Source organism: Ruegeria arenilitoris, from assembly GCF_013035315.1.
Taxonomy (GTDB): Bacteria; Pseudomonadota; Alphaproteobacteria; order Rhodobacterales; family Rhodobacteraceae; genus Ruegeria; species Ruegeria arenilitoris_D.
Genome location: NZ_WQHP01000001.1, coordinates 275,679 through 294,447 on the forward strand (window position 1 = coordinate 275,679; position 18,769 = coordinate 294,447).

Genomic DNA, 18,769 nt, shown 5'->3' on the forward strand with positions numbered 1-18,769 from the left:
TCGGTCGCCCCTGTGCTGCTTTGAACTTTCAATCGAGACCAGTGAGGGTGTCATGCCAATTCTTTGGCTCTTTCTGATCGTCGCCGCAATTTCGGTGGTCGGTTATGTAATGGGGCGGTCCCGTGCGCTGCAGAGCGCGGGCGGAGACATACGTGGCTTGCATTCGCTGCCGAACTTCTACGGTGCGAATGTTATGCTGAAAACCATGGTGCCTGCCTTTGGTCTTTTGATCATCTGGCTGCTGGTGCAGCCTCTCTACGTCAATTCCCAGGTGTCCGGCATGATCCCGGATACAGCGATCAAGGAAGGCTCCTCGCGCAGCCTGGTCATGGCCGAGGTTCGTCGGGCAGCTTCCGGTCTGGACGCGGCGGTTTCTCAGGGTCAGTTGCCAGCTTCGGTCGCCCGTGATCCGAACGCGGACGTCGCTGTCGTAACGCAAGGTCTGAAAGACGCGGGTCAGGTCGTCACCTCCGAGATCACGCAGCCCATCCTGAACGCGGCCCAAAGCTATACGAGCATGAACGCTGTCGGTTACAGCGCCATGTCTGTCGTGGTGATCCTGCTGGCATTGGCCGGAGCAGCGATTGGGTGGTGGCAAACCCACGCGGATTACCGCGCGCGCAATGTGGTAGAGCAGGGCGTCCGCGTCCTTTTGCTGGCCGCTGCCTCGATTGCCATTCTGACCACGATCGGCATCGTCCTTTCGCTGGTGTTCAACACGTGGGAGTTCTTCAAACTCTACCCCGCGTCCGACTTCTTTTTCGGCACCACATGGTCGCCCAGCTTCTCTGGCCGTGGCGGCTCGTCCGAGCTTGGGATCATCCCGCTGCTTTGGGGCACGTTCTACATCTCGATTGTCGCCCTTCTGGTCGCCGTTCCGATTGGCCTGTTCGCCGCGATCTATCTTAGCGAATATGCGTCGCCGCGGGTTCGGGCCTTTGCCAAGCCGCTGCTTGAGGTTCTGGCCGGTATCCCCACCATCGTCTACGGTCTGTTCGCGCTGCTGACAGTTGGTCCGCTGCTGCTGGACGTGTTTGGCGACAACGGTTTGGGCTGGATGAAGGCCGGTACGGCCGTGATGACGGCGGGCCTGGTCATGGGCATCATGCTGATCCCGTTTGTGTCGTCCCTGTCAGATGACATCATCAACGCGGTGCCGCAGGCGATGCGCGACGGGTCTTATGGCCTTGGCGCCACTCAGTCCGAGACCATCCGTCAGGTGGTTCTGCCTGCCGCGCTGCCGGGTATCGTCGGTGCGATCCTGCTGGCGGCTTCGCGCGCCATTGGGGAAACTATGATCGTGGTTCTGGGGGCAGGTGCGGCCGCACGGCTCAGCCTCAATCCGTTTGAAGCCATGACAACGGTGACCGCCAAGATCGTTAGCCAGCTGACCGGTGACGCGGATTTTGCGTCCCCCGAGGCGCTGGTTGCGTTCGCGCTCGGCATGACCCTTTTCATCCTAACGCTGGGGCTGAACGTGTTCGCCCTTTACATCGTGCGTAAGTACCGGGAGCAGTACGAATGACCGACGCCAGCATGCAAACCCCCGAGACGGGTCGTCGCGGCACATCGCTCACGGCGACGGATGAGCGGACACGCAAGCGGGCGCGGGCTGAAAAGCGCTTTCGCTTTTACGGCATCATTGCCATCGCAACCGGTCTGTTCTTTCTGGTCGTGCTCTTCGCATCGATCCTGAAAGAGGGCATTCCAGCCTTCACCCGCACCGTTGTAAGCGTTGAGTTCACGTTGACGCCGGAACAACGCGAAGAGGCAGAGGGCACACTTTTTAAAACCAAGGCCTATTCTGACCTGTTCATCGCTGAATTGAACAAGGAACTGGCCGAAAGCGGTATCAATGTCGACTTTGACGAAGCCGCCATCGAGCGCCTTTTGGGTAAAGTCGGGGGCACGATCCGGACTTTCTATGCCGATAACCCTGACAAGCTGGGTGAACCAATCATGTTCGATCTGGCCGCCTCAAGCCGGGTGGACGGGTATTTCAAGGGCCGCGTGTCGCGCGATACGCTCCAAGACAGCCGTTTCCTTCAGCTGAGCGACCTTGATCTGGTCGACGCGCTGAAAGAGGCGGGGATCATCAAGCAAGCTTTCAACTGGCCCTTCATCACCGGAGCGGATTCCGGTGTGGACAACCCCGGCGGGGCCGGTATCGGTGCCTCGGTCGTTGGTTCGTTCTTCATGATGCTGGTGGTTCTGGTCCTGTCGCTGCCGATTGGTGTTGCTGCCTCGATCTACCTGGAAGAGTTCGCACCGCAGAACAAGTTTACCGACCTGATCGAGGTGAATATCTCGAACCTTGCGGCGGTTCCGTCCATTGTGTTCGGTATTCTGGGTCTGGCGGTCTTCATCCAGTTCATGCACCTGCCGCAATCGGCGCCGCTGGTTGGCGGGCTTGTTCTGACGCTGATGACGCTGCCCACGATCATCATTTCGACCCGCGCGTCGTTGAAGGCGGTTCCGCCGTCGATCCGCGATGCCGCACTTGGGGTAGGGGCCTCGAAAATGCAGGCCGTGTTCCACCATGTGCTGCCTCTGGCCGCACCGGGTATCCTGACCGGAACCATCATCGGTCTGGCTCAGGCCTTGGGTGAAACCGCGCCGCTGCTTCTGATCGGGATGGTGGGCTTTGTTGCCCGCGGTTACCCCGACGGCTTCCTGGCCGGCTTTACCGAGCCGAACTCGGCCATGCCTGCCCAGATCTATACCTGGGCCGCACGGGCGGACGTTGGCTTCTATGAAAAAGCCTGGGGCGGAATTATCATTCTTCTGATGTTCCTGCTGACCATGAATATCATCGCAATCATCCTGCGCCGCCGCTTTGAACGCCGCTGGTAAGGAAGGGCACTACTATGAACGATATGTCGCGAGTGGAGAGACAAGTGGACACCAATTCTATCAAGCTGGAGTGCCGTGACTGCCAAGTGTACTACGGTGACACCCACGCCATCAAAGATGTGAATGTCGATATCGAAGACAAAACTGTCACGGCATTTATTGGTCCGTCCGGCTGCGGTAAGTCGACTTTTCTGCGCTGTCTGAACCGGATGAACGATACGATCGACATCGCCCGTGTCATGGGCTCGTTTAAGCTGGACGGCGAAGATATCTATGACAAACGGGTCGACCCGGTGCAGCTGCGCGCAAAGGTGGGGATGGTGTTCCAGAAACCGAACCCGTTCCCCAAGTCGATCTATGACAATGTCGCATATGGCCCGCGCATCCACGGCTTGGCCAAGAACAAGGCCGAACTGGATGAGATCGTTGAAAAATCCCTGCGCCGCGGCGCAATTTGGGATGAGGTTAAGGACCGACTGGATGCTCCGGGCACCGGCCTGTCAGGTGGTCAGCAGCAGCGTCTGTGCATTGCACGGGCCGTCGCGACCGAGCCTGAGGTTCTGCTGATGGACGAGCCGTGCTCGGCGCTTGACCCGATCGCGACCGCTCAGGTCGAGGAACTGATCGACGAGCTGCGTTCGCGCTACTCGGTCGTGATCGTGACGCACTCGATGCAGCAGGCCGCACGGGTCAGCCAGAAGACAGCATTCTTCCACTTGGGCAATCTGGTCGAATTCGGTGAAACCGGTCAGATCTTTACTAATCCCGAAGATCCCCGCACCGAAAGCTACATTACCGGCCGTATCGGTTGAGGACAGGTATTTGAACATGAGCGAACAACATATTGCATCTGCATTCGATCGCGATCTCGAGGCGATTCAGGCCCATATCATGAAAATGGGTGGTCTGGTCGAGGCCGCAATTATGGGAGCCGCCCGGTCGTTGGAAACACGCGACGAGGAATTGGCGCAAGAAGTGCGTCAGGGCGACAAGGCCATTGATGCTTTGGAAGAGCTGATCGACGAAGAGACTGCGCGCCTGATTGCTTTGCGGGCACCGACGGCGAGCGATCTGCGTCTTGTGCTATCCGTCTTGAAGGTTTCTGGCAACCTTGAACGGATCGGCGATTATTCGAAAAACATCGCAAAACGCACCACGGTTCTGGTCAACGCCGGTGAGATCAATGGCAGCGCCGCCGCTCTGCGCCGTATGGCGCGCGAGGTGGAGCTTATGCTGCGCGACGCGCTGGACGCCTACATCCAGCGGGATGCCGAACTGGCCACCGATGTGATCAACCGCGACGAAGAAGTCGACCAGATGTACAACGGTCTGTTCCGCGAATTCCTGACCTTTATGGCCGAGGATCCGCGCAACATCTCGTCCTGTATGCACCTGCATTTCATCGCCAAGAATATCGAGCGTATGGGCGACCACGTGACTGCGATTGCAGAACAGGTGGTCTATCTGGTGACCGGTGAACGCCCGACCGAGGCGCGGCCCAAGGCCGATATCACGTCGCAATCCGTATAGGAGTACCTGGGTATGTCGGCTGATCAACCTACAGTTCTGGTGGTCGAAGATGAACTGGCCCAGCGCGAAGTGCTGGCCTACAACCTCGAAGCCGAAGGGTTTCGTGTCTCCAAGGCGGCCAGCGGCGATGAGGCTTTGTTGCTGGTGGATGAGGATAGTCCCGACATCATCGTTCTGGACTGGATGATGCCCAACTTGAGCGGCATTGAAGTGTGCCGTCGATTGAAGACAAGGCCCGACACGCGCTCGATCCCGATCATCATGCTCTCGGCTCGATCCGAAGAGGTCGACAAGGTGCGCGGGCTAGAAACCGGGGCGGATGACTATGTGGTCAAGCCATATTCGGTTGTGGAACTGATGGCCCGCGTTCGTACACAGCTGCGCCGTGTGCGTCCGGCAACAGTCGGAATCCGGTTGGAGTTCGATGACATCATTCTGGACTCGGAAACTCACAAGGTTAGCCGTGACAGCAAGCCGTTGAAACTGGGCCCGACCGAGTTTCGTCTGCTGAGCACGTTCATGGAAAAACCGGGCCGTGTCTGGAGCCGCGAGCAGCTGTTGGATCGGGTTTGGGGTCGCGACATCTATGTCGATACCAGAACGGTTGACGTTCACATCGGTCGTCTTCGCAAAGCGCTGACGCAGCATGGCGGCGAAGACCCAGTACGCACAGTGCGCGGGGCGGGCTACGCCTTAGGGTGATACAATCAGGGCAGGGCGGTTACGCCCTGTTCTATGCAGTTTACTCATAGTTCGATGTGAAACTCTGACTGTTTTTTGCGATGTCGGCAGGTTACCTTGCGGCAAAGCTGATTTAGCGGAGAAGCAAGATGAACGCCCCGAACACAAAACCGACTTTGCGCGCCAAAGATGCACCAGACATGGGCTCTTTTTCGTGGGACGATCCATTCCGACTAGCGGATCAGCTCAGCGAAGACGAGCGTATGATTTCCGCCAGTGCGCAGGCCTATGCGCAGGAAAAGCTGCAGCCACGTGTTCTGGAAGCCTTTCAGAACGAAGAAACCGACCCTGAAATCTTCCGCGAAATGGGCGAAATGGGCCTGCTGGGCACCACAATTCCCGAAGAATATGGCGGTCTGGGCGCGGGTTATGTGTCTTACGGTCTGGTCGCGCGCGAAGTCGAACGCGTGGACTCAGGCTATCGTTCGATGATGTCGGTGCAAAGCTCGCTGGTGATGTATCCGATCTATGCCTATGGCAGCGAAGAACAGCGCCGGAAATACCTTCCGAAATTGGCAAGCGGAGAATGGATCGGGTGTTTTGGCCTGACCGAACCTGATGCGGGTTCGGACCCGGCGGGCATGAAAACCCGCGCTGAAAAGATCGACGGCGGCTATCGTCTGACCGGCAGCAAGATGTGGATCTCGAACTCTCCGATTGCTGATGTGTTTATCGTGTGGGCCAAGTCCGACGCGCATGACGGCAAGATCCGCGGCTTTGTTCTGGACAAAGGCCTCAAAGGGCTGAGTGCGCCGAAGATTCAAAACAAGATGAGCCTGCGCGCCTCGATCACCGGTGAAATCGTTCTGGACGGCGTCGAAGTGGACGAGGGCGCTTTGCTGCCACACGTCCAAGGTCTCAAAGGTCCGTTCGGCTGTCTGAACCGCGCGCGCTATGGGATCAGCTGGGGCGTCATGGGGGCCGCGGAATGCTGTTGGCACGGAGCACGGCAATACGGATTGGATCGCAAGCAGTTCAACAAGCCTCTGGCGCAGACGCAGCTGTTCCAGCGAAAGCTGGCAGACATGCAAACCGAAATCGCGTTGGGCCTGCAAGCCAGTTTGCGCGTTGGACGTCTGATGGATGAAGCCGAAGCTGCGCCCGAGATGATCTCGATCGTGAAACGCAACAACTGCGGCAAAGCCTTGGATATTGCGCGCATGGCACGGGACATGCACGGCGGCAACGGCATCTCGCTGGAGTTTCAGGTGATCCGCCATATGGTCAATTTGGAAACCGTGAACACCTATGAAGGGACGCATGACGTACACGCATTGATCCTGGGGCGGGCGCAGACTGGTTTGCAGGCCTTCTACTAGGATATTCTAAATATCGTGTAATCGGTATTATGTTAAATAAATGGCATTGCGCGATTGGGGCTTTCCTCATATCGCCAATGCCTTAGGATCCTTTCCTGAACGTGTCTTACGGAGGTTTGGATGCACCTGAACGGTAAAACTGTCGTCGTAACCGGTGCCGCGAATGGCATTGGTAAAGGTCTGGCCATCCGCTTTGCGCGCGAAGGTGCCACGGTTGTCTGCGCCGACATCGACACGGCTGCCGCCCGGTCCGTCGCAAAGGAAATTGGTGGCCATGCGTTTACCTGCGACGTCGCGGATGAAAACAGTATCAAGGCACTGATCGATCACGTCGAAGATCAGATCGCTCCGATTGATCTGTTCTGTGCGAATGCCGGTATTCTGACGCTTGGCGGTTTGAATGTGCCGGACGAAGACTGGGACCGGATCTGGAAGATCAACGTTATGTCGCATGTCTGGACTGCGCGGCATCTGGTGCCGCGCATGATCTCACGCGGCGGCGGTTACATTATGACGACGGCCTCAGCTGCCGGATTGCTCAACCAACCTGGTGCTGCGCCTTATGGTGTTACGAAACACGCGGCAGTTGGGTTTGCTGAGTGGTTGTCGTTGACCTACGGCCACAAAGGTTTGCGCGTGTCAGTTTTGTGTCCGCAGGCTGTCCGGTCGGAAATGACACGCGGCCATGAGGATTCGGTTGCATCCATAGACGGAATGCTAGAGCCCGAAGATGTGGCTCAGGCCTGTGTCGATGGTATCGAGGCCGAGCAGTTCCTAATTCTGCCGCACGGCCAGGTGCTGGATTACATCCGGCACAAAGCTGGCGACTATGATCGTTGGCTGGGCGGAATGCGAAAGCTAAATCAAGCGTTTATCGAGGGTTCCTAAGACTTGGGCTGTGCCTTGCGCATCAAGCCTTCCTGCGTGACCGAAGCGACCAAAGTGCCATCCTGCGCGTAGATCGATCCTCGGTTGAAGTTGCGCCCTCGCCCGCTCCACGGGGAATCCATTGAATACAGGTGCCAGTTTTCAAAGTGAATTGGCGCGTGGAACCACATTGCATGGTCCAGACTGGCCGCGTTGACTTCGCCTGTGAACCAACTGAGCCCGTGCGGTCGCATGCCCGAACCCATTAAGTACATATCCGACGCGTAAGTCAGCAGAAGTTGTTGTGTGGCAGCATCCGCTCCGGCGGCTCCGGGCATGCGGAACCAGACCTGATTTTGGTCATCTGACTTTTCCGGTTTGAACGGATCAAGATGACTGGCCTCACGCACCTCAATCGGGCGTTCGCGTGTCAGTTCCATGCGCAGTTTCTCTGGCAGCAAAGGAGCGTATTTTTCACGTAGTTCAGTGCGAGACGGATAGCTTTCCGGTGCCTCCATCTGCGGCATCTGGTGATGATGATCCCAGCCTTCATCCAGAATATGAAAGGACGCGGATAGGTTCAGGATTTGTTTTCCATGCTGAATGGCTACGACGCGCCTGGTCGTGAAAGAACCTCCATCTCGCGCTCTATCAACTTGATAAATAACGGGAATAGATGGATCTCCTGGACGGATGAAATACGCGTGCAAAGAATGGCACATGCGATCGTCGACCGTTCGATACGCCGCTGCTAAAGCTTGGGAAACCACCTGTCCGCCAAAGATCCGGGTTGGTGTTTCACCCCCCGACCCTGTGCCCCGGAACAAATCCACTTCGAGTCTTTCAAGGTCCAAAAGGTCCAGAAGGACACGTTCGGCTTCGGTCATGTGCGAGTCTCCGGTTGGCTATGGGCAAGGCGTATCAGGGCGGCGTTTGTCATTCAATCAACGCGCCCAACACAAGTGCCTTTAGTTCGGCCCGCGATGGATAAGAGCTGGACGGAGACAGCTGCGTGAAAAACACGACCGAAAAATCGTTAGAGCGGTCGATCCAGAAGAAGGTCGACGCCATGCCGCCCCAGCTGAAGTCCCCCAAGGACCCGGCTGTTCGCGTTCTACCGGGGTTCACAACGACCGCACCGGCCAGACCAAAACCCATACCTTCCATCGGTTGCTCGGCAAAACTCTGCGGTCCCATCGAGGCAATGTCGCCCGGTAAGTGGTTGTGCAACATGAAGTCCACCGTCTTAGGGCTCAGCAATCTGTTGCCGTTGCCCTGCCCCCGATTTCGTATCATCTCGGCAAACTTGGCGTAGTCATCGATTGTACTGATCAAGCCGCCACCGCCCGAGAATGTGGTCGTACGTTCAAATGGCGACGTACCAGCCTGATCCGTCAGGCGTAGCGTATCGTCTCCGGTTTCCGCCGAGTTCAAAGCCATCGCATCCCCGGCTAGCGGAGTGTAGAGCGACGCAAACCGATCCCCTGCCCCTTTGGGCACGGCAAAGCCGGTTTGCGTCATGCCGAGTGGCTCAAATATTTCCGCCGCAAGAAACTGGTCCAGAGACCGACCCGAAACCACCTCGACGACACGGCCAAGAACATCGGTAGAAACCGAATACTCCCATCGACTGCCGGGCCGAAATGCCAGCGGCAGGCTCGCCAGCGCGTGGATGCGATCCTTTAGGGGACCCTGATCGGGGCCAAAGATCAGATCCCGCGCGTCCATCGCCTTTGGAAGAACTCCGGGGTTGAACGGATAGCTGAAACCGCTGGTATGCGTCAGCAATTGATGCAGCGTCGGAGGCGGCGCGTCCTCAATCTGATCCAAACACTCTGCTCCCGGAAGGAGGGCCTGCATGGACCCGAATTCTGGCAGAAAGTCAGAGAGTTGTGCGTCAAGGTGAAACAATCCGCGCTCGGCAAGCATCATCACTGCGACCGAGGTGACGGGTTTCGTCATCGAATAGATGCGCACCAGCGTATCGCGATCAAACGGCAGGCCCTGTTCAACGCTTCTAAAGCCGCAGGCATGAAAAAACGCCTCGGTCCCGCGATGCGTCACCAGCAATGAGCTGCCGGGATACTTCCGATCGTCCACATAGCGCTGCATCCAGTCCCGTATACGATTTAAACGGTCAGGATCAAAACTCGACTGGCTGCACATAGTTGACGGAACCTCCTGGGCACAATTGTCCAATCATGGCTGGTGAAGCACTGAATTAACAGGGTAATTCGCAGTTGGGTTATCAGATGCTGCGTCCCGCTTCGCGCAACTGTTACACTGAACGCGTTACAGATTCGCCTGGTGGTTCTGAGTACAATTCGTTGATCGTCTTATCGGAGGCAGACCATGACGCAGCCCATAGAGTTCTTTTTCGATTTCTGCAGCCCCAATGCCTATTTGGCACATAAGGTTTTGCCCGAAGTGACGAACAAGCATGATCAGGCCCTGAATTACGTGCCGGTGTTGCTGCCAACGATTTTCAAGGCCACCAACAACCAAAACCCGTTCGAGGCGTTCTCGGAAAACCGCCAGAAGACTGCCTATTTGACCCATGACCTGCATCGCTATGCAAGACGACGTGGGCTGAGCTTTCACATGAGTCCGCACTTCCCGGTGAATACAAAGTTTGCCATGCGAGGTGCTCTGTTTGCGTCCGGTAAAGCCTGGGAATCCAAGTATATAGACGCAATATTTGATGCGATCTGGGTGCATGGTCAAAAGGTGGATGAGCTGAGTGTGCTGATGGATATTCTGCAAGAAAACGAATTGCCCGCCCGCAAGATACGGGAGGCAATGACCGATGCCGAGATCAAGCAGCGGCTCAAGGACCAATCCAAAGCTGCGGTGAAACGTGGTGTTTTCGGGGTGCCCACCATGTTTGCGGGCACCGAGATGTTCTTTGGCAAAAACAGCCTGACGAACCTCGAACTGGAGCTGTCTCAGGCGTCAGCCTGAAAGGCCTAGGATTTCAACGCGGCAAGCCCGTGTTGCGCGAAGATTGGAACGTATGCTCCGAACACCTGTGCGCGTTTGGGGTCTGAGGCGTTTCCATCCAGTGCGCGTTTGTAGACTCCCTGTAGGATCCCGGCCATTCGGAAGAAGTTGAAGGCCAGATAGAACCCAAAATTGTCAATCCCCGGTATTCCCCGGCGGTCGCAATATCGTGCGATAAACTCTTGATCTGATGGCAATCCTAGCGCTTGGCGGTCGACGCCGGCCAGACCGCGCCCCTCTTTTCCGGGGGGCAGTTGCCACTGCATGATCACCGCAGCCAGATCTGCATAGGGGTGGCCGATTGTCGACAGTTCCCAATCCAGAACGCCGATGCAGCGGGTCCCGTTTTGTTCGAACATCAGATTGTCGATGCGATAGTCGCCGTGCACCAGGGTGCGTTGGCCGTCATCTTCGGGGATGGACGTCTCAAGTGCCACGATCAGTTCGTCCATTTCAGGGACGGTTGCGGTCTCTGACGCGCGATACTGCTTGGTCCAGCGCGCGATCTGACGTTCGAAGTAGTTCCCCGGCGGGCCGTAGTCCGACAGGCCAACTGCATCGACGTCGACCTCATGCAGATCGGCCAGCACGCGGTTCATCTCGTCCAGCACACCGGTGCGAGTGGCCTTGTCGACATCGTCCATCGTGGGCTCCAGAAACACGCGCCCCTCCAGTCGTTCCATCACGTAGAAAGCCGAGCCGATGACGTCGTCATTCTCGCAAAGCAACATCATGCGCGGTACTGGAACGGCACTGTCGGTCAACGCGGTTTGCACGCGAAATTCTCGATCAACGGCGTGCGCGGATTTCAACAGCACGCCCGGCGGCTTGCGGCGCAGCACGTAGGTTTTGGCCGGAGTGCCCAGCTCGAACGTTGGGTTAGACTGGCCGATTGCGAACTTCGTGGCTTCGAGCGGACCCTGATAACCGTCCAGATGTGCACTGAGATAGGCATCCAGCGCGTTGAGGTCGAGTTGTGATTTCGTATCTTTTTCAGACATCTAAACACCACACTCTAAAGTGCTTCGGCAAAGATGTTACCAGCCGTCACGACGTTGATGCCGCCGGACACAGGGATCACAGCCCCGGTCACGTAGCTCCCGCCGCGTCCGCACAGAAACAGCATGCAACCGGCGATGTCTTCGTCCCGTCCGACGCGTCCCAACGGCACCGATTTGCCAACCTTGTCGCGGGTTCCTTCATCGCCTGTCGCAAAGGCAGTCATGCGCGAGACGAACGGTCCGGGCGCAAGGGCGTTGACGGTGACATGGTACGGCGCAAGCTCCTTTGCCAGAATTTTGGTCAGGTGCAGTACTGCGGCTTTGGAGGCGGAATAGCTATAAGCTCCGTCGCCCATAGGAACCTCGCCCATTACCGAGCCGATATTGACGACACGCGCCGGGTCATCTGGCGTTCCTGATTTCATCAGCATCGGCAACAAGCGCTGCGTGAGTTCAAACAGGCCCGCTACGTTGATCGACATGACCTTTTCCCAGGCGTGATAAGGGAACTGACCCATGGGCGACCCCCATGTGATTCCAGCATTATTCATCAGGATATCAATGGTGTCTGTCCGGCTCTTCACCTCGTCCACCATAGCCTGAACACCCTCTTCCGTGCCGACATCGCCGCTGAAACCTTCGGCATGGCCCGGCGCATCCAGCGCGTTTAACTCAGCGGCAACTGCCTCACACGCGTCTCCCTTGCGCGATGCGATCAGGACGCGGGCCCCTGCCCTGACAAGCGCTTCGGCCGCCATCCGGCCGATCCCTGTGGCGCCGCCGGTCACAAGCGCGGTTTTGCCCTGCAGTGAGAATAAGGTTTCAGGGGTCATGGTCTGCTCCTCGGTTTTTTGCGTGTAGACGTGCGCGGCGGTCATGGGCGAGACTTCCATCCCGCTGAATTCTTGACAACATCCGCTGCTGCGCCAAAGTTCCTCCTAAACTGAATAACAAGGACAACAGGATCATTATGCAAGCTTTACTCAGCGTCGCTCCGGGCGGGCCGGACACATTGGAACTGACGACACTGCCCGATCCCGAACCTAAAAAAGGCGAGTTGCTGGTCGGCGTCAAAGCAGCCGGGGTCAATTTCCCCGACACGCTGATGATCCGGGACATGTATCAGATCAAACCGCCCCGTCCCTTCGCCCCGGGCGGAGAGATCGCGGGCGAGGTTCTGGCAGTTGGCGAAGGCGTAACGGGGTTTGAGCCCGGCGACCGGGTTCTTGCGCTGACCGGACATGGAGGTTTTGCCACTCGGCTGACGGTCAAGGCGGCCTCTGCCATCAAATTTCCCGATACGATGCCGTTTGAAGACGCGGCCTGCTTTATCTTCACCTATGGCACCTCGTATCACGCGCTGAAAGACCGCGCCGCGTTGCAACCCGGGGAAACGCTGTTGGTTCTGGGCGCTGCGGGTGGTGTCGGAAGCGCTGCGATCGAGCTTGGCAAGGCGATGGGAGCGCGCGTGATCGCCGCTGTGTCGTCAGAGGAAAAGGCCGAGTTTTGCCGTCAGATCGGTGCGGACGAAACCATCGTTTATTCCCGAGACATGGACCGGGACGCGCAAAAGGCATTCTCTTTTGAAATCAAGGCATTGGCGGGCGCGAATGGTGTTGATGTCGTGTATGACGCTGTCGGGGGTGACTATGCCGAACCTGCGTTGCGCAGCATGGCGTGGAGTGGACGGTTTCTGGTTGTCGGCTTTCCCGCAGGCATTCCGAAAATTCCGCTCAATCTGCCGTTGTTGAAAGGGTGTCAGGTCGTGGGCGTTTTCTGGGGTGCTTCGGTTTTTCGCGATCCCAAGGGCCACAGCGAAAACATCAGCGAATTGTTTGACCTCTACGCAAAAGCTCAGATCAAACCGCAGATCAGTGCGCGTTTTTCCTTGGATCGGGCCAGCGAAGCCCTGACACTTTTGAACGATAGAACCGTGCTCGGGAAGGTTGTGGTCACTATGCCGGAAAACTGAACTGAGGTGGGTCGCTTCCACACAGGTGCCGGTCGTATGATCCGGGGCCGGTGGACATTCATACCTATTCACGTTTATGAACCGGTAACGAGGACAGTGAATTGATGAATAAAGTTCTGATTTTGAACGGTCCGAACCTGAACTTGCTGGGCACACGGCAACCTGAGGTTTACGGACATACAACGTTGAAAATGGTTGAAGAAACCTGTGTCAGCCACGGCGCCTCTATTGGGTTGGAGGTGTCGTATCTCCAGTCGAACCATGAGGGCGTTCTGATTGACGCCATCCATGCTGCCAAGGGCAAACAGGACGGTATCGTGCTGAACGCCGGGGCTTATACCCACACGTCTATCGCGTTGATGGATGCGATCAGCTCGGTTGAGCTGCCTGTGGTCGAGGTTCACTTGTCCAACATCCACGCGCGCGAACCGTTCCGCCATAAGTCCTACATCGCTCCGGTCGCGCTCGGCCAGATTTGCGGGTTTGGGTTGCAGAGCTATGTTGTGGCGCTAAATGCGCTGTCTGCGCACTTGCGGGACAAGGGGGCTGTATGAAGCTAAGCGAGTATCTGAATTTCCTCAGCTACGTGAAGACGCTGGAAGAGCTTTGGGATGCCCATTGCCGTCAGATGGCGAAGTTCGGATTTGATCGCTTGCTCTATGGCTATACGCGCTACAGAACGGAAACCTCTTTGGGCGACCCCGAAGACTTTACGATTCTGACGAACCACGGAAAGGCTTATCTGGACGGTTTTCTGCGTGACGGCTTGTACTTCAACGCCCCGATGTTGAAATGGGCGCTGAACAACGAGGGCGCGGCCAGTTGGAAAATGATCCAGGATATGAGCGCCGACGGCTCAATGAGCGCCGAGGAGCGTCGGGTCTACGAATTCAACCGCTCAAAAGGCGTGGTTGCGGGCTATACGGTCAGCTTCACTTCGGTCTCTATGCGATCAAAGGGGGCCATTTCCCTTTCAGCAGGTGGCGGGCGCAGTCAGCAAGAGGTTGACGCCGTGTGGGCCGAACATGGCGAAGACATCCTGCTGATGAACAACGTCGCGCATCTGAAGATCCTCACCCTGCCCTATAACGCACCCAACCGGGCGCTGACGAAACGCCAGCGCGAGGCGCTGGAATGGGTCGGCGATGGTAAGACCACCCAGGACATCGCGCTGCTCATGGGGCTGACTGCGGCAACTGTCGAAAAACACCTAAGGCTCGCGCGTGAGGCGCTGTGTGTTGAAACAACGGCACAGGCGGTCCTTAAGGCGTCGCTGCAGAATCAGATGTTCATCATGGAAGCCTGACGTGTTCTTTTTGACGCTAATTTGCGTCAATTTACGTAGGGTAAGGAAATCATGACTTCCCGAATCTGGGGCCCAGTTGCAAAGTGATATTGTTCCGTGAGTGGTGGCTTTAGCCTGGGAACATTTTGGTCGGATCTTTGCAATTTCAGGGCTCTCCGATCACTCTGGCATAAGGGCGTTTATTTTTCCGCGTTTCTGTGTTGGAATCTTTGAGGGGCCTCGACCATCCCCATCTGCGGGGCCCCTCAATCTCTTCAAGTGAGTGATGGACAAGTGCTTTAATACGCACGAAAAAACCGACTACGTTTCCGTAGTCGGTTTTCCAATTTGCGCTGGTTGAGGCCCCTTGCAGGGCCTCTGTCAGGCTTAGCCTTGGGCTGCTTTAGCAACTTCGGCTGCGAAGTCTTCTTTTTCGACCACGATGCCTTCGCCAACTTCCAGACGGATAAAGCCGGTGATGGTTGCGCCTGCTTCTTTGGCGGCTGCTTCAACGGTCAGGTCAGGGTTCACAACGAACGACTGGTTCAGCAGAGTCGATTCCGCGACGAATTTCTTCATGCGGCCTTCGATCATCTTTTCGATCACCTGCTCCGGCTTGCCGGATTCGCGGGCGATGTCCATCTGAACCTGCTTTTCCTTCTCGACAACAGCCGGGTCCATGTCCGCTTCGGACAGAGCTGCCGGGTTCACAGCTGCAATGTGCATTGCAACCTGTTTGCCGATTGCTTCGTCACCGCCGGTCAGAGCCACCAGAACACCGATTTTGCCCATGCCGTTGGTGGCCGCGTTGTGGACGTAGGACACAACGGTGTCGCCCGACAGTTTGGCCATACGGCGCACCGACATGTTCTCGCCGATAGTGGCGATCTTGTCGGTCAGGGTGTCTGCAACGGTCTTGCCGCCCAGATCGGCCGCCAGCAGTGCGTCAACATCTGCGACGCCTTCAGCTGCATAAGCGATCTTGCCAACCATTTCCTGGAACTCGGCGTTCTTCGCGACGAAGTCGGTTTCCGAGTTCACCTCAACAGCAACACCGTTGCCGCCGTCGACGTGTACTGCAACCAGACCTTCGGCTGCGGTACGGCCGGATTTTTTGGCCGCTTTCGCCAGACCTTTGGTACGCAGCCAGTCAACGGCTTCGTCCATGTTGCCGCCGGTTTCGGTCAGCGCTTTTTTCGCGTCCATCATGCCTGCGCCGGTCGAGTCGCGCAGTTCTTTAACCATTGCTGCTGTGATTGCCATCTTTAGGCTCTCCTCAATTCAAACGGAATTGGGGCAGGTCATACCCTGCCCCATATGTCATTTACGTGACGGGCAGCTTACGCTTCGGCAGATGCTTCTGCTTCTGCCGGGGCTTCTTCTGCAACGGCTTCTTCAACCGGAGCTTCTTCGAAGGCACCCAGGTCAACACCTGCTGCACCCATCTGAGCGGTCATACCGTCCAGAGCGGCACGAGCGGCCAGATCGCAGTACAGCGAGATTGCGCGGGCTGCGTCATCGTTGCCAGGGATGATGTAATCAACACCGTCGGGCGAGCAGTTGGTGTCGACAACAGCCACAACCGGGATACCCAGCTTGTTGGCTTCCGCGATGGCCAGTGCTTCTTTCTTGACGTCGATGACGAACAGCAGGTCAGGAACGCCGCCCATCTCACGGATACCGCCCAGCGAAGCTTGCAGCTTGGCCTGGTCACGTTCCATGCCCAGACGCTCTTTCTTGGTCAGGCCTTCGGCGCCCGATTCCATGGCTTCGTCGATCTGGTTCAGACGGTTGATCGACTGGGAAACGGTTTTCCAGTTGGTCAGCGTGCCGCCCAGCCAGCGGTGGTTCATGTAGTACTGAGCCGACTTTTCAGCCGCTTCAGCGATCGGGCCAGCGGCCTGACGCTTGGTACCAACGAACAGAACGCGGCCACCTTTGGCAACGGTGTCACGAACGGCCTGCAGAGCCTGGTCCAGCATAGGAACGGTCTGGGTCAGGTCCATGATGTGGATGCCATTGCGCGAGCCGTAGATGAACGGGCCCATGCGGGGATTCCAACGCTGTGTCTGGTGACCAAAGTGAACGCCAGCTTCCAGCAGCTGACGCATGGTGAACTCGGGAAGAGCCATGCTATTCTTTCCTTTTCCGGTTTACGCCTCGGCGGGGGTGAAAGAAGCGGATGCTCCAACCGGCGGGCCAGATAAGGATGTCTCCCCTACAAAGCCCAAACCCCGCCTGCGGGTTTGAATGGCGCGCGTATACGGCAGGTTTGAATGCAGTGCAAGGGCCAATCGCCCTTATTTTTCAAGGCGCGCCAGAGAATGTGCATGGCGCACGGCCTCTTCGCAATGCGCGGCCAGTGCTTTGCGGTTTTCGAAGTCACTTACCTTGGCCGGGGCGTGATAGATCAGCTCAACCGATCCTTGCCGGCGCGCGCCCAAGGTCTTGAGCAGATGCGGCCCGAACTCCATATCTCCCCACCAGCCATAGAACCTGTCGGGCTGGCCTTTGGGCGCATGAAAGATCACCGAGACCGGCTGCACATACATGAAATCCCGCAGCTCATCCGCGAAGAACGCGGCGAAAAGCGTTGTTTTAAATGGCAAAACCCGCAAGCCGTCGGTCGATGTGCCCTCGGGAAAAAACAGCAGCTTGTGCCCCGCTTTCAAGCGTTCCTCGAACACCTGTGTCTGTTCTCGGGCCTTCTTCCGGTCGCGCTCAATGAACACGGTGCCGGTCGCACGGGCCAGCCAGCCGATGCCGGGCCATTTGGCGACTTCGGCCTTTGATACGAAATAGACCCGTTTGCGCGCATTGAGCGCGAAGATGTCCAGCCAGGACGTGTGGTTGGCAACCACGGCACCCCTCTCGGTCATCAAATCCCCAGAGTAACGAATACCGATGCCCAAAAGCCGAAGTGCATTGCGGCAGACAAACTGCACGATGAACGGCGTGACCGGACGGCGAAGACCAAACAGCGGGTATTCGACAAGGCGGACGGCCAGCAGGACAATCAGCCCGCCAAAAACCAGCAATGCAAGCGGCACGCCTCGAAGGATCACCAGAAGCCAACCCAGCACACCCAGTTCAATTGGGTCGGGTGCGTCCTCACTATCCCAAAGTGGTTCGGACACCGGCTCAGGCTCCGCCATAGATGCGGCGCTGGCGTTCGTTCATACGCGCGGTATCCAGGATCAGGCAAACATCGGTGGTGTTAAAGGCATGGTCGATGAAAGCCCCCTCGCCCACAAAGCCGCCAAGCCGCAGATAGGCTTTGATCAATGCAGGGACCTGCACCATCGCCGCGCGTCGATCCAGCGCGTCGGGCGCGACCAGATCCATGGATTGAAACACATCCGGTTGCGCTCGAACCCTCAGGTCCTCTGGCGCGAGGTGATTGTGGTGCAGCATCGACAGCGGTTGCGCCAGTTTCTGTACGTCGATGCCATGAAAACTGGCGACCCCGAACAGAACCTCGATCTGGCGCTCGTTTACATAGGCGGCCAAACCGTTCCACAGGTGGTACATCGCTGTGCCACCGCGATAGTCAGGATGCAGGCAAGAGCGGCCAAGCTCCAGCAGCTTACGGCCGCTCTGTTTCAGGACGGTCAGGTCGTATTCGTCTTCGGAATAGAACTGTCCCAATTCCATTGCACGTTCACCGGGTAACAGTCTGTAAACGCCAATAACTTCGCCTGTCGCATCGTCATAGGCCAGCATGTGGTCAAAGTAGGGATCGAAGCGGTCCTGCTCCAACCCGGCCTCATGATCTACCATCTCACCGCCGCCGCCCAGCTCGCGGACAAACACGTCGTAGCGCAGCCTTTGGGCGGCGCGCAATTCGGCCTCGGACTCTGCGAGTTTGACGGTGAAAGTGGGGCCTGCATCCGGCATCGGCGTTTCCGTTCTTGTTTGCGCGCTGATACCGCAGATTTCGGGAGAATGGCAACCGGCGGCGCTGTTGCAGGCGTTAACCAATCTTAAACCAGTTTCACGGATCAAAGACGGGCGTCAGGGCGATGCGATTTCCGTCAATCACCACTTTTCCCTGTTCCTGGAAATTCACGGTGATCTTGCCAGCGATGTTGGACTGTACCTGTCCAATGCCCCAATCGGGGAAATCGGGGTGGCGGACATACATGCCCGGTGCAAGAATAGCATTAAGGTCTGTCATGTTCGAGCTCCGGTCCGGCGGCAG

20 protein-coding genes are annotated in these 18,769 nt (G+C 57.3%); 11 read left to right on the forward strand and 9 right to left on the reverse strand.

The features are described 5' to 3' along the window. The first annotated feature begins 52 nt into the window (after window positions 1-52). The 7 genes from pstC (at window position 53) to GOV53_RS01370 (ending at window position 7,331) form a co-directional block, all read left to right on the forward strand. Window positions 53-1,525, forward strand: coding sequence for a phosphate ABC transporter permease subunit PstC (pstC, locus tag GOV53_RS01340; RefSeq protein WP_170463680.1), 1,473 nt, complete (start codon window positions 53-55; stop codon window positions 1,523-1,525). Next, window positions 1,522-2,853 (forward strand): phosphate ABC transporter permease PstA, encoded by a 1,332-nt coding sequence (gene pstA, locus GOV53_RS01345; RefSeq protein WP_170463682.1) that lies wholly within the window; start codon window positions 1,522-1,524, stop codon window positions 2,851-2,853. Before pstC ends, pstA begins: the two co-directional genes overlap by 4 nt. A 23-nt stretch (window positions 2,854-2,876) precedes the next feature. Next, on the forward strand, window positions 2,877-3,665 hold the full coding sequence (gene pstB, locus GOV53_RS01350; protein WP_437436787.1) for a phosphate ABC transporter ATP-binding protein PstB: 789 nt from the start codon (window positions 2,877-2,879) through the stop codon (window positions 3,663-3,665). Between the two features lie 16 nt (window positions 3,666-3,681). Then, complete coding sequence (gene phoU / locus GOV53_RS01355; protein WP_170463684.1) at window positions 3,682-4,383, forward strand: phosphate signaling complex protein PhoU; 702 nt, start codon at window positions 3,682-3,684, stop codon at window positions 4,381-4,383. A gap of 12 nt (window positions 4,384-4,395) precedes the next feature. Continuing rightward, window positions 4,396-5,085, forward strand: coding sequence for a phosphate regulon transcriptional regulator PhoB (phoB, locus tag GOV53_RS01360; RefSeq protein ID WP_170424856.1), 690 nt, complete (start codon window positions 4,396-4,398; stop codon window positions 5,083-5,085). A 128-nt stretch (window positions 5,086-5,213) separates the two neighbouring features. Beyond that, window positions 5,214-6,443 (forward strand): acyl-CoA dehydrogenase, encoded by a 1,230-nt coding sequence (locus GOV53_RS01365; protein ID WP_170463686.1) that lies wholly within the window; start codon window positions 5,214-5,216, stop codon window positions 6,441-6,443. 120 nt (window positions 6,444-6,563) lie between these two features. Continuing rightward, window positions 6,564-7,331 (forward strand): SDR family oxidoreductase, encoded by a 768-nt coding sequence (locus GOV53_RS01370; protein ID WP_170463688.1) that lies wholly within the window; start codon window positions 6,564-6,566, stop codon window positions 7,329-7,331. Here GOV53_RS01370 and GOV53_RS01375 read toward each other — a convergent pair. Continuing rightward, window positions 7,328-8,197 carry an acyl-CoA thioesterase gene (locus tag GOV53_RS01375; RefSeq protein ID WP_170463690.1) on the reverse strand — a complete coding sequence of 290 codons (870 nt, stop codon included), beginning with the start codon at window positions 8,195-8,197 and terminating at the stop codon, window positions 7,328-7,330. The two genes, GOV53_RS01370 and GOV53_RS01375, sit on opposite strands and share 4 nt — an antisense overlap. A gap of 49 nt (window positions 8,198-8,246) precedes the next feature. After that, window positions 8,247-9,422, reverse strand: coding sequence for a serine hydrolase domain-containing protein (locus GOV53_RS01380; RefSeq protein ID WP_254439144.1), 1,176 nt, complete (start codon window positions 9,420-9,422; stop codon window positions 8,247-8,249). Between the two features lie 240 nt (window positions 9,423-9,662). Here GOV53_RS01380 and GOV53_RS01385 point away from each other — a divergent pair, with 240 nt between their 5' ends. Continuing rightward, a complete protein-coding gene (locus GOV53_RS01385) occupies window positions 9,663-10,271 on the forward strand; it encodes a 2-hydroxychromene-2-carboxylate isomerase (RefSeq protein ID WP_170463694.1) in 609 nt (202 codons plus the stop codon). A gap of 5 nt (window positions 10,272-10,276) precedes the next feature. Here the strand turns inward: GOV53_RS01385 and GOV53_RS01390 are convergent, their stop codons facing one another. Together GOV53_RS01390 and GOV53_RS01395 are read right to left on the reverse strand one after the other, a co-directional pair. Beyond that, a complete protein-coding gene (locus tag GOV53_RS01390; protein ID WP_170463696.1) occupies window positions 10,277-11,311 on the reverse strand; it encodes a phosphotransferase in 1,035 nt (344 codons plus the stop codon). 14 nt (window positions 11,312-11,325) lie between these two features. Next, window positions 11,326-12,144: an SDR family oxidoreductase gene (locus GOV53_RS01395; protein WP_170463698.1), complete on the reverse strand. Its 819-nt coding sequence runs from the start codon at window positions 12,142-12,144 to the stop codon at window positions 11,326-11,328. Window positions 12,145-12,281: 137 nt separating this feature from the next. On the opposite strand from GOV53_RS01395, the gene GOV53_RS01400 reads away from it, so the two are divergent. The 3 genes from GOV53_RS01400 to GOV53_RS01410 all read left to right on the forward strand — a co-directional run bounded on the left by GOV53_RS01400 (window position 12,282) and on the right by GOV53_RS01410 (window position 14,589). Beyond that, window positions 12,282-13,283, forward strand: coding sequence for an NADPH:quinone oxidoreductase family protein (locus GOV53_RS01400; RefSeq protein WP_170463700.1), 1,002 nt, complete (start codon window positions 12,282-12,284; stop codon window positions 13,281-13,283). A 104-nt stretch (window positions 13,284-13,387) separates the two neighbouring features. Continuing rightward, window positions 13,388-13,837: a type II 3-dehydroquinate dehydratase gene (aroQ, locus tag GOV53_RS01405; RefSeq protein ID WP_170463702.1), complete on the forward strand. Its 450-nt coding sequence runs from the start codon at window positions 13,388-13,390 to the stop codon at window positions 13,835-13,837. Beyond that, window positions 13,834-14,589: a helix-turn-helix transcriptional regulator gene (locus GOV53_RS01410; RefSeq protein ID WP_170424882.1), complete on the forward strand. Its 756-nt coding sequence runs from the start codon at window positions 13,834-13,836 to the stop codon at window positions 14,587-14,589. Before aroQ ends, GOV53_RS01410 begins: the two co-directional genes overlap by 4 nt. A 366-nt stretch (window positions 14,590-14,955) precedes the next feature. Here GOV53_RS01410 and tsf read toward each other — a convergent pair whose 3' ends face one another. The 5 genes from tsf to GOV53_RS01435 form a co-directional block, all read right to left on the reverse strand. Continuing rightward, window positions 14,956-15,831: a translation elongation factor Ts gene (gene tsf / locus GOV53_RS01415; RefSeq protein WP_170463704.1), complete on the reverse strand. Its 876-nt coding sequence runs from the start codon at window positions 15,829-15,831 to the stop codon at window positions 14,956-14,958. A gap of 77 nt (window positions 15,832-15,908) precedes the next feature. Further along, entirely contained in the window at window positions 15,909-16,700 is a 792-nt protein-coding gene (rpsB, locus tag GOV53_RS01420) for a 30S ribosomal protein S2 (RefSeq protein WP_170424888.1), read from the reverse strand. 168 nt (window positions 16,701-16,868) lie between these two features. Next, complete coding sequence (locus tag GOV53_RS01425) at window positions 16,869-17,723, reverse strand: lysophospholipid acyltransferase family protein (protein WP_170463706.1); 855 nt, start codon at window positions 17,721-17,723, stop codon at window positions 16,869-16,871. Further along, window positions 17,710-18,465, reverse strand: coding sequence for a GNAT family N-acetyltransferase (locus GOV53_RS01430; protein WP_170463708.1), 756 nt, complete (start codon window positions 18,463-18,465; stop codon window positions 17,710-17,712). The genes GOV53_RS01425 and GOV53_RS01430 overlap by 14 nt, the downstream gene beginning before the upstream one ends. Before the next feature lie 97 nt (window positions 18,466-18,562). Then, window positions 18,563-18,745: a DUF3553 domain-containing protein gene (locus GOV53_RS01435; protein WP_170424898.1), complete on the reverse strand. Its 183-nt coding sequence runs from the start codon at window positions 18,743-18,745 to the stop codon at window positions 18,563-18,565. Window positions 18,746-18,769: the final 24 nt, after the last annotated feature.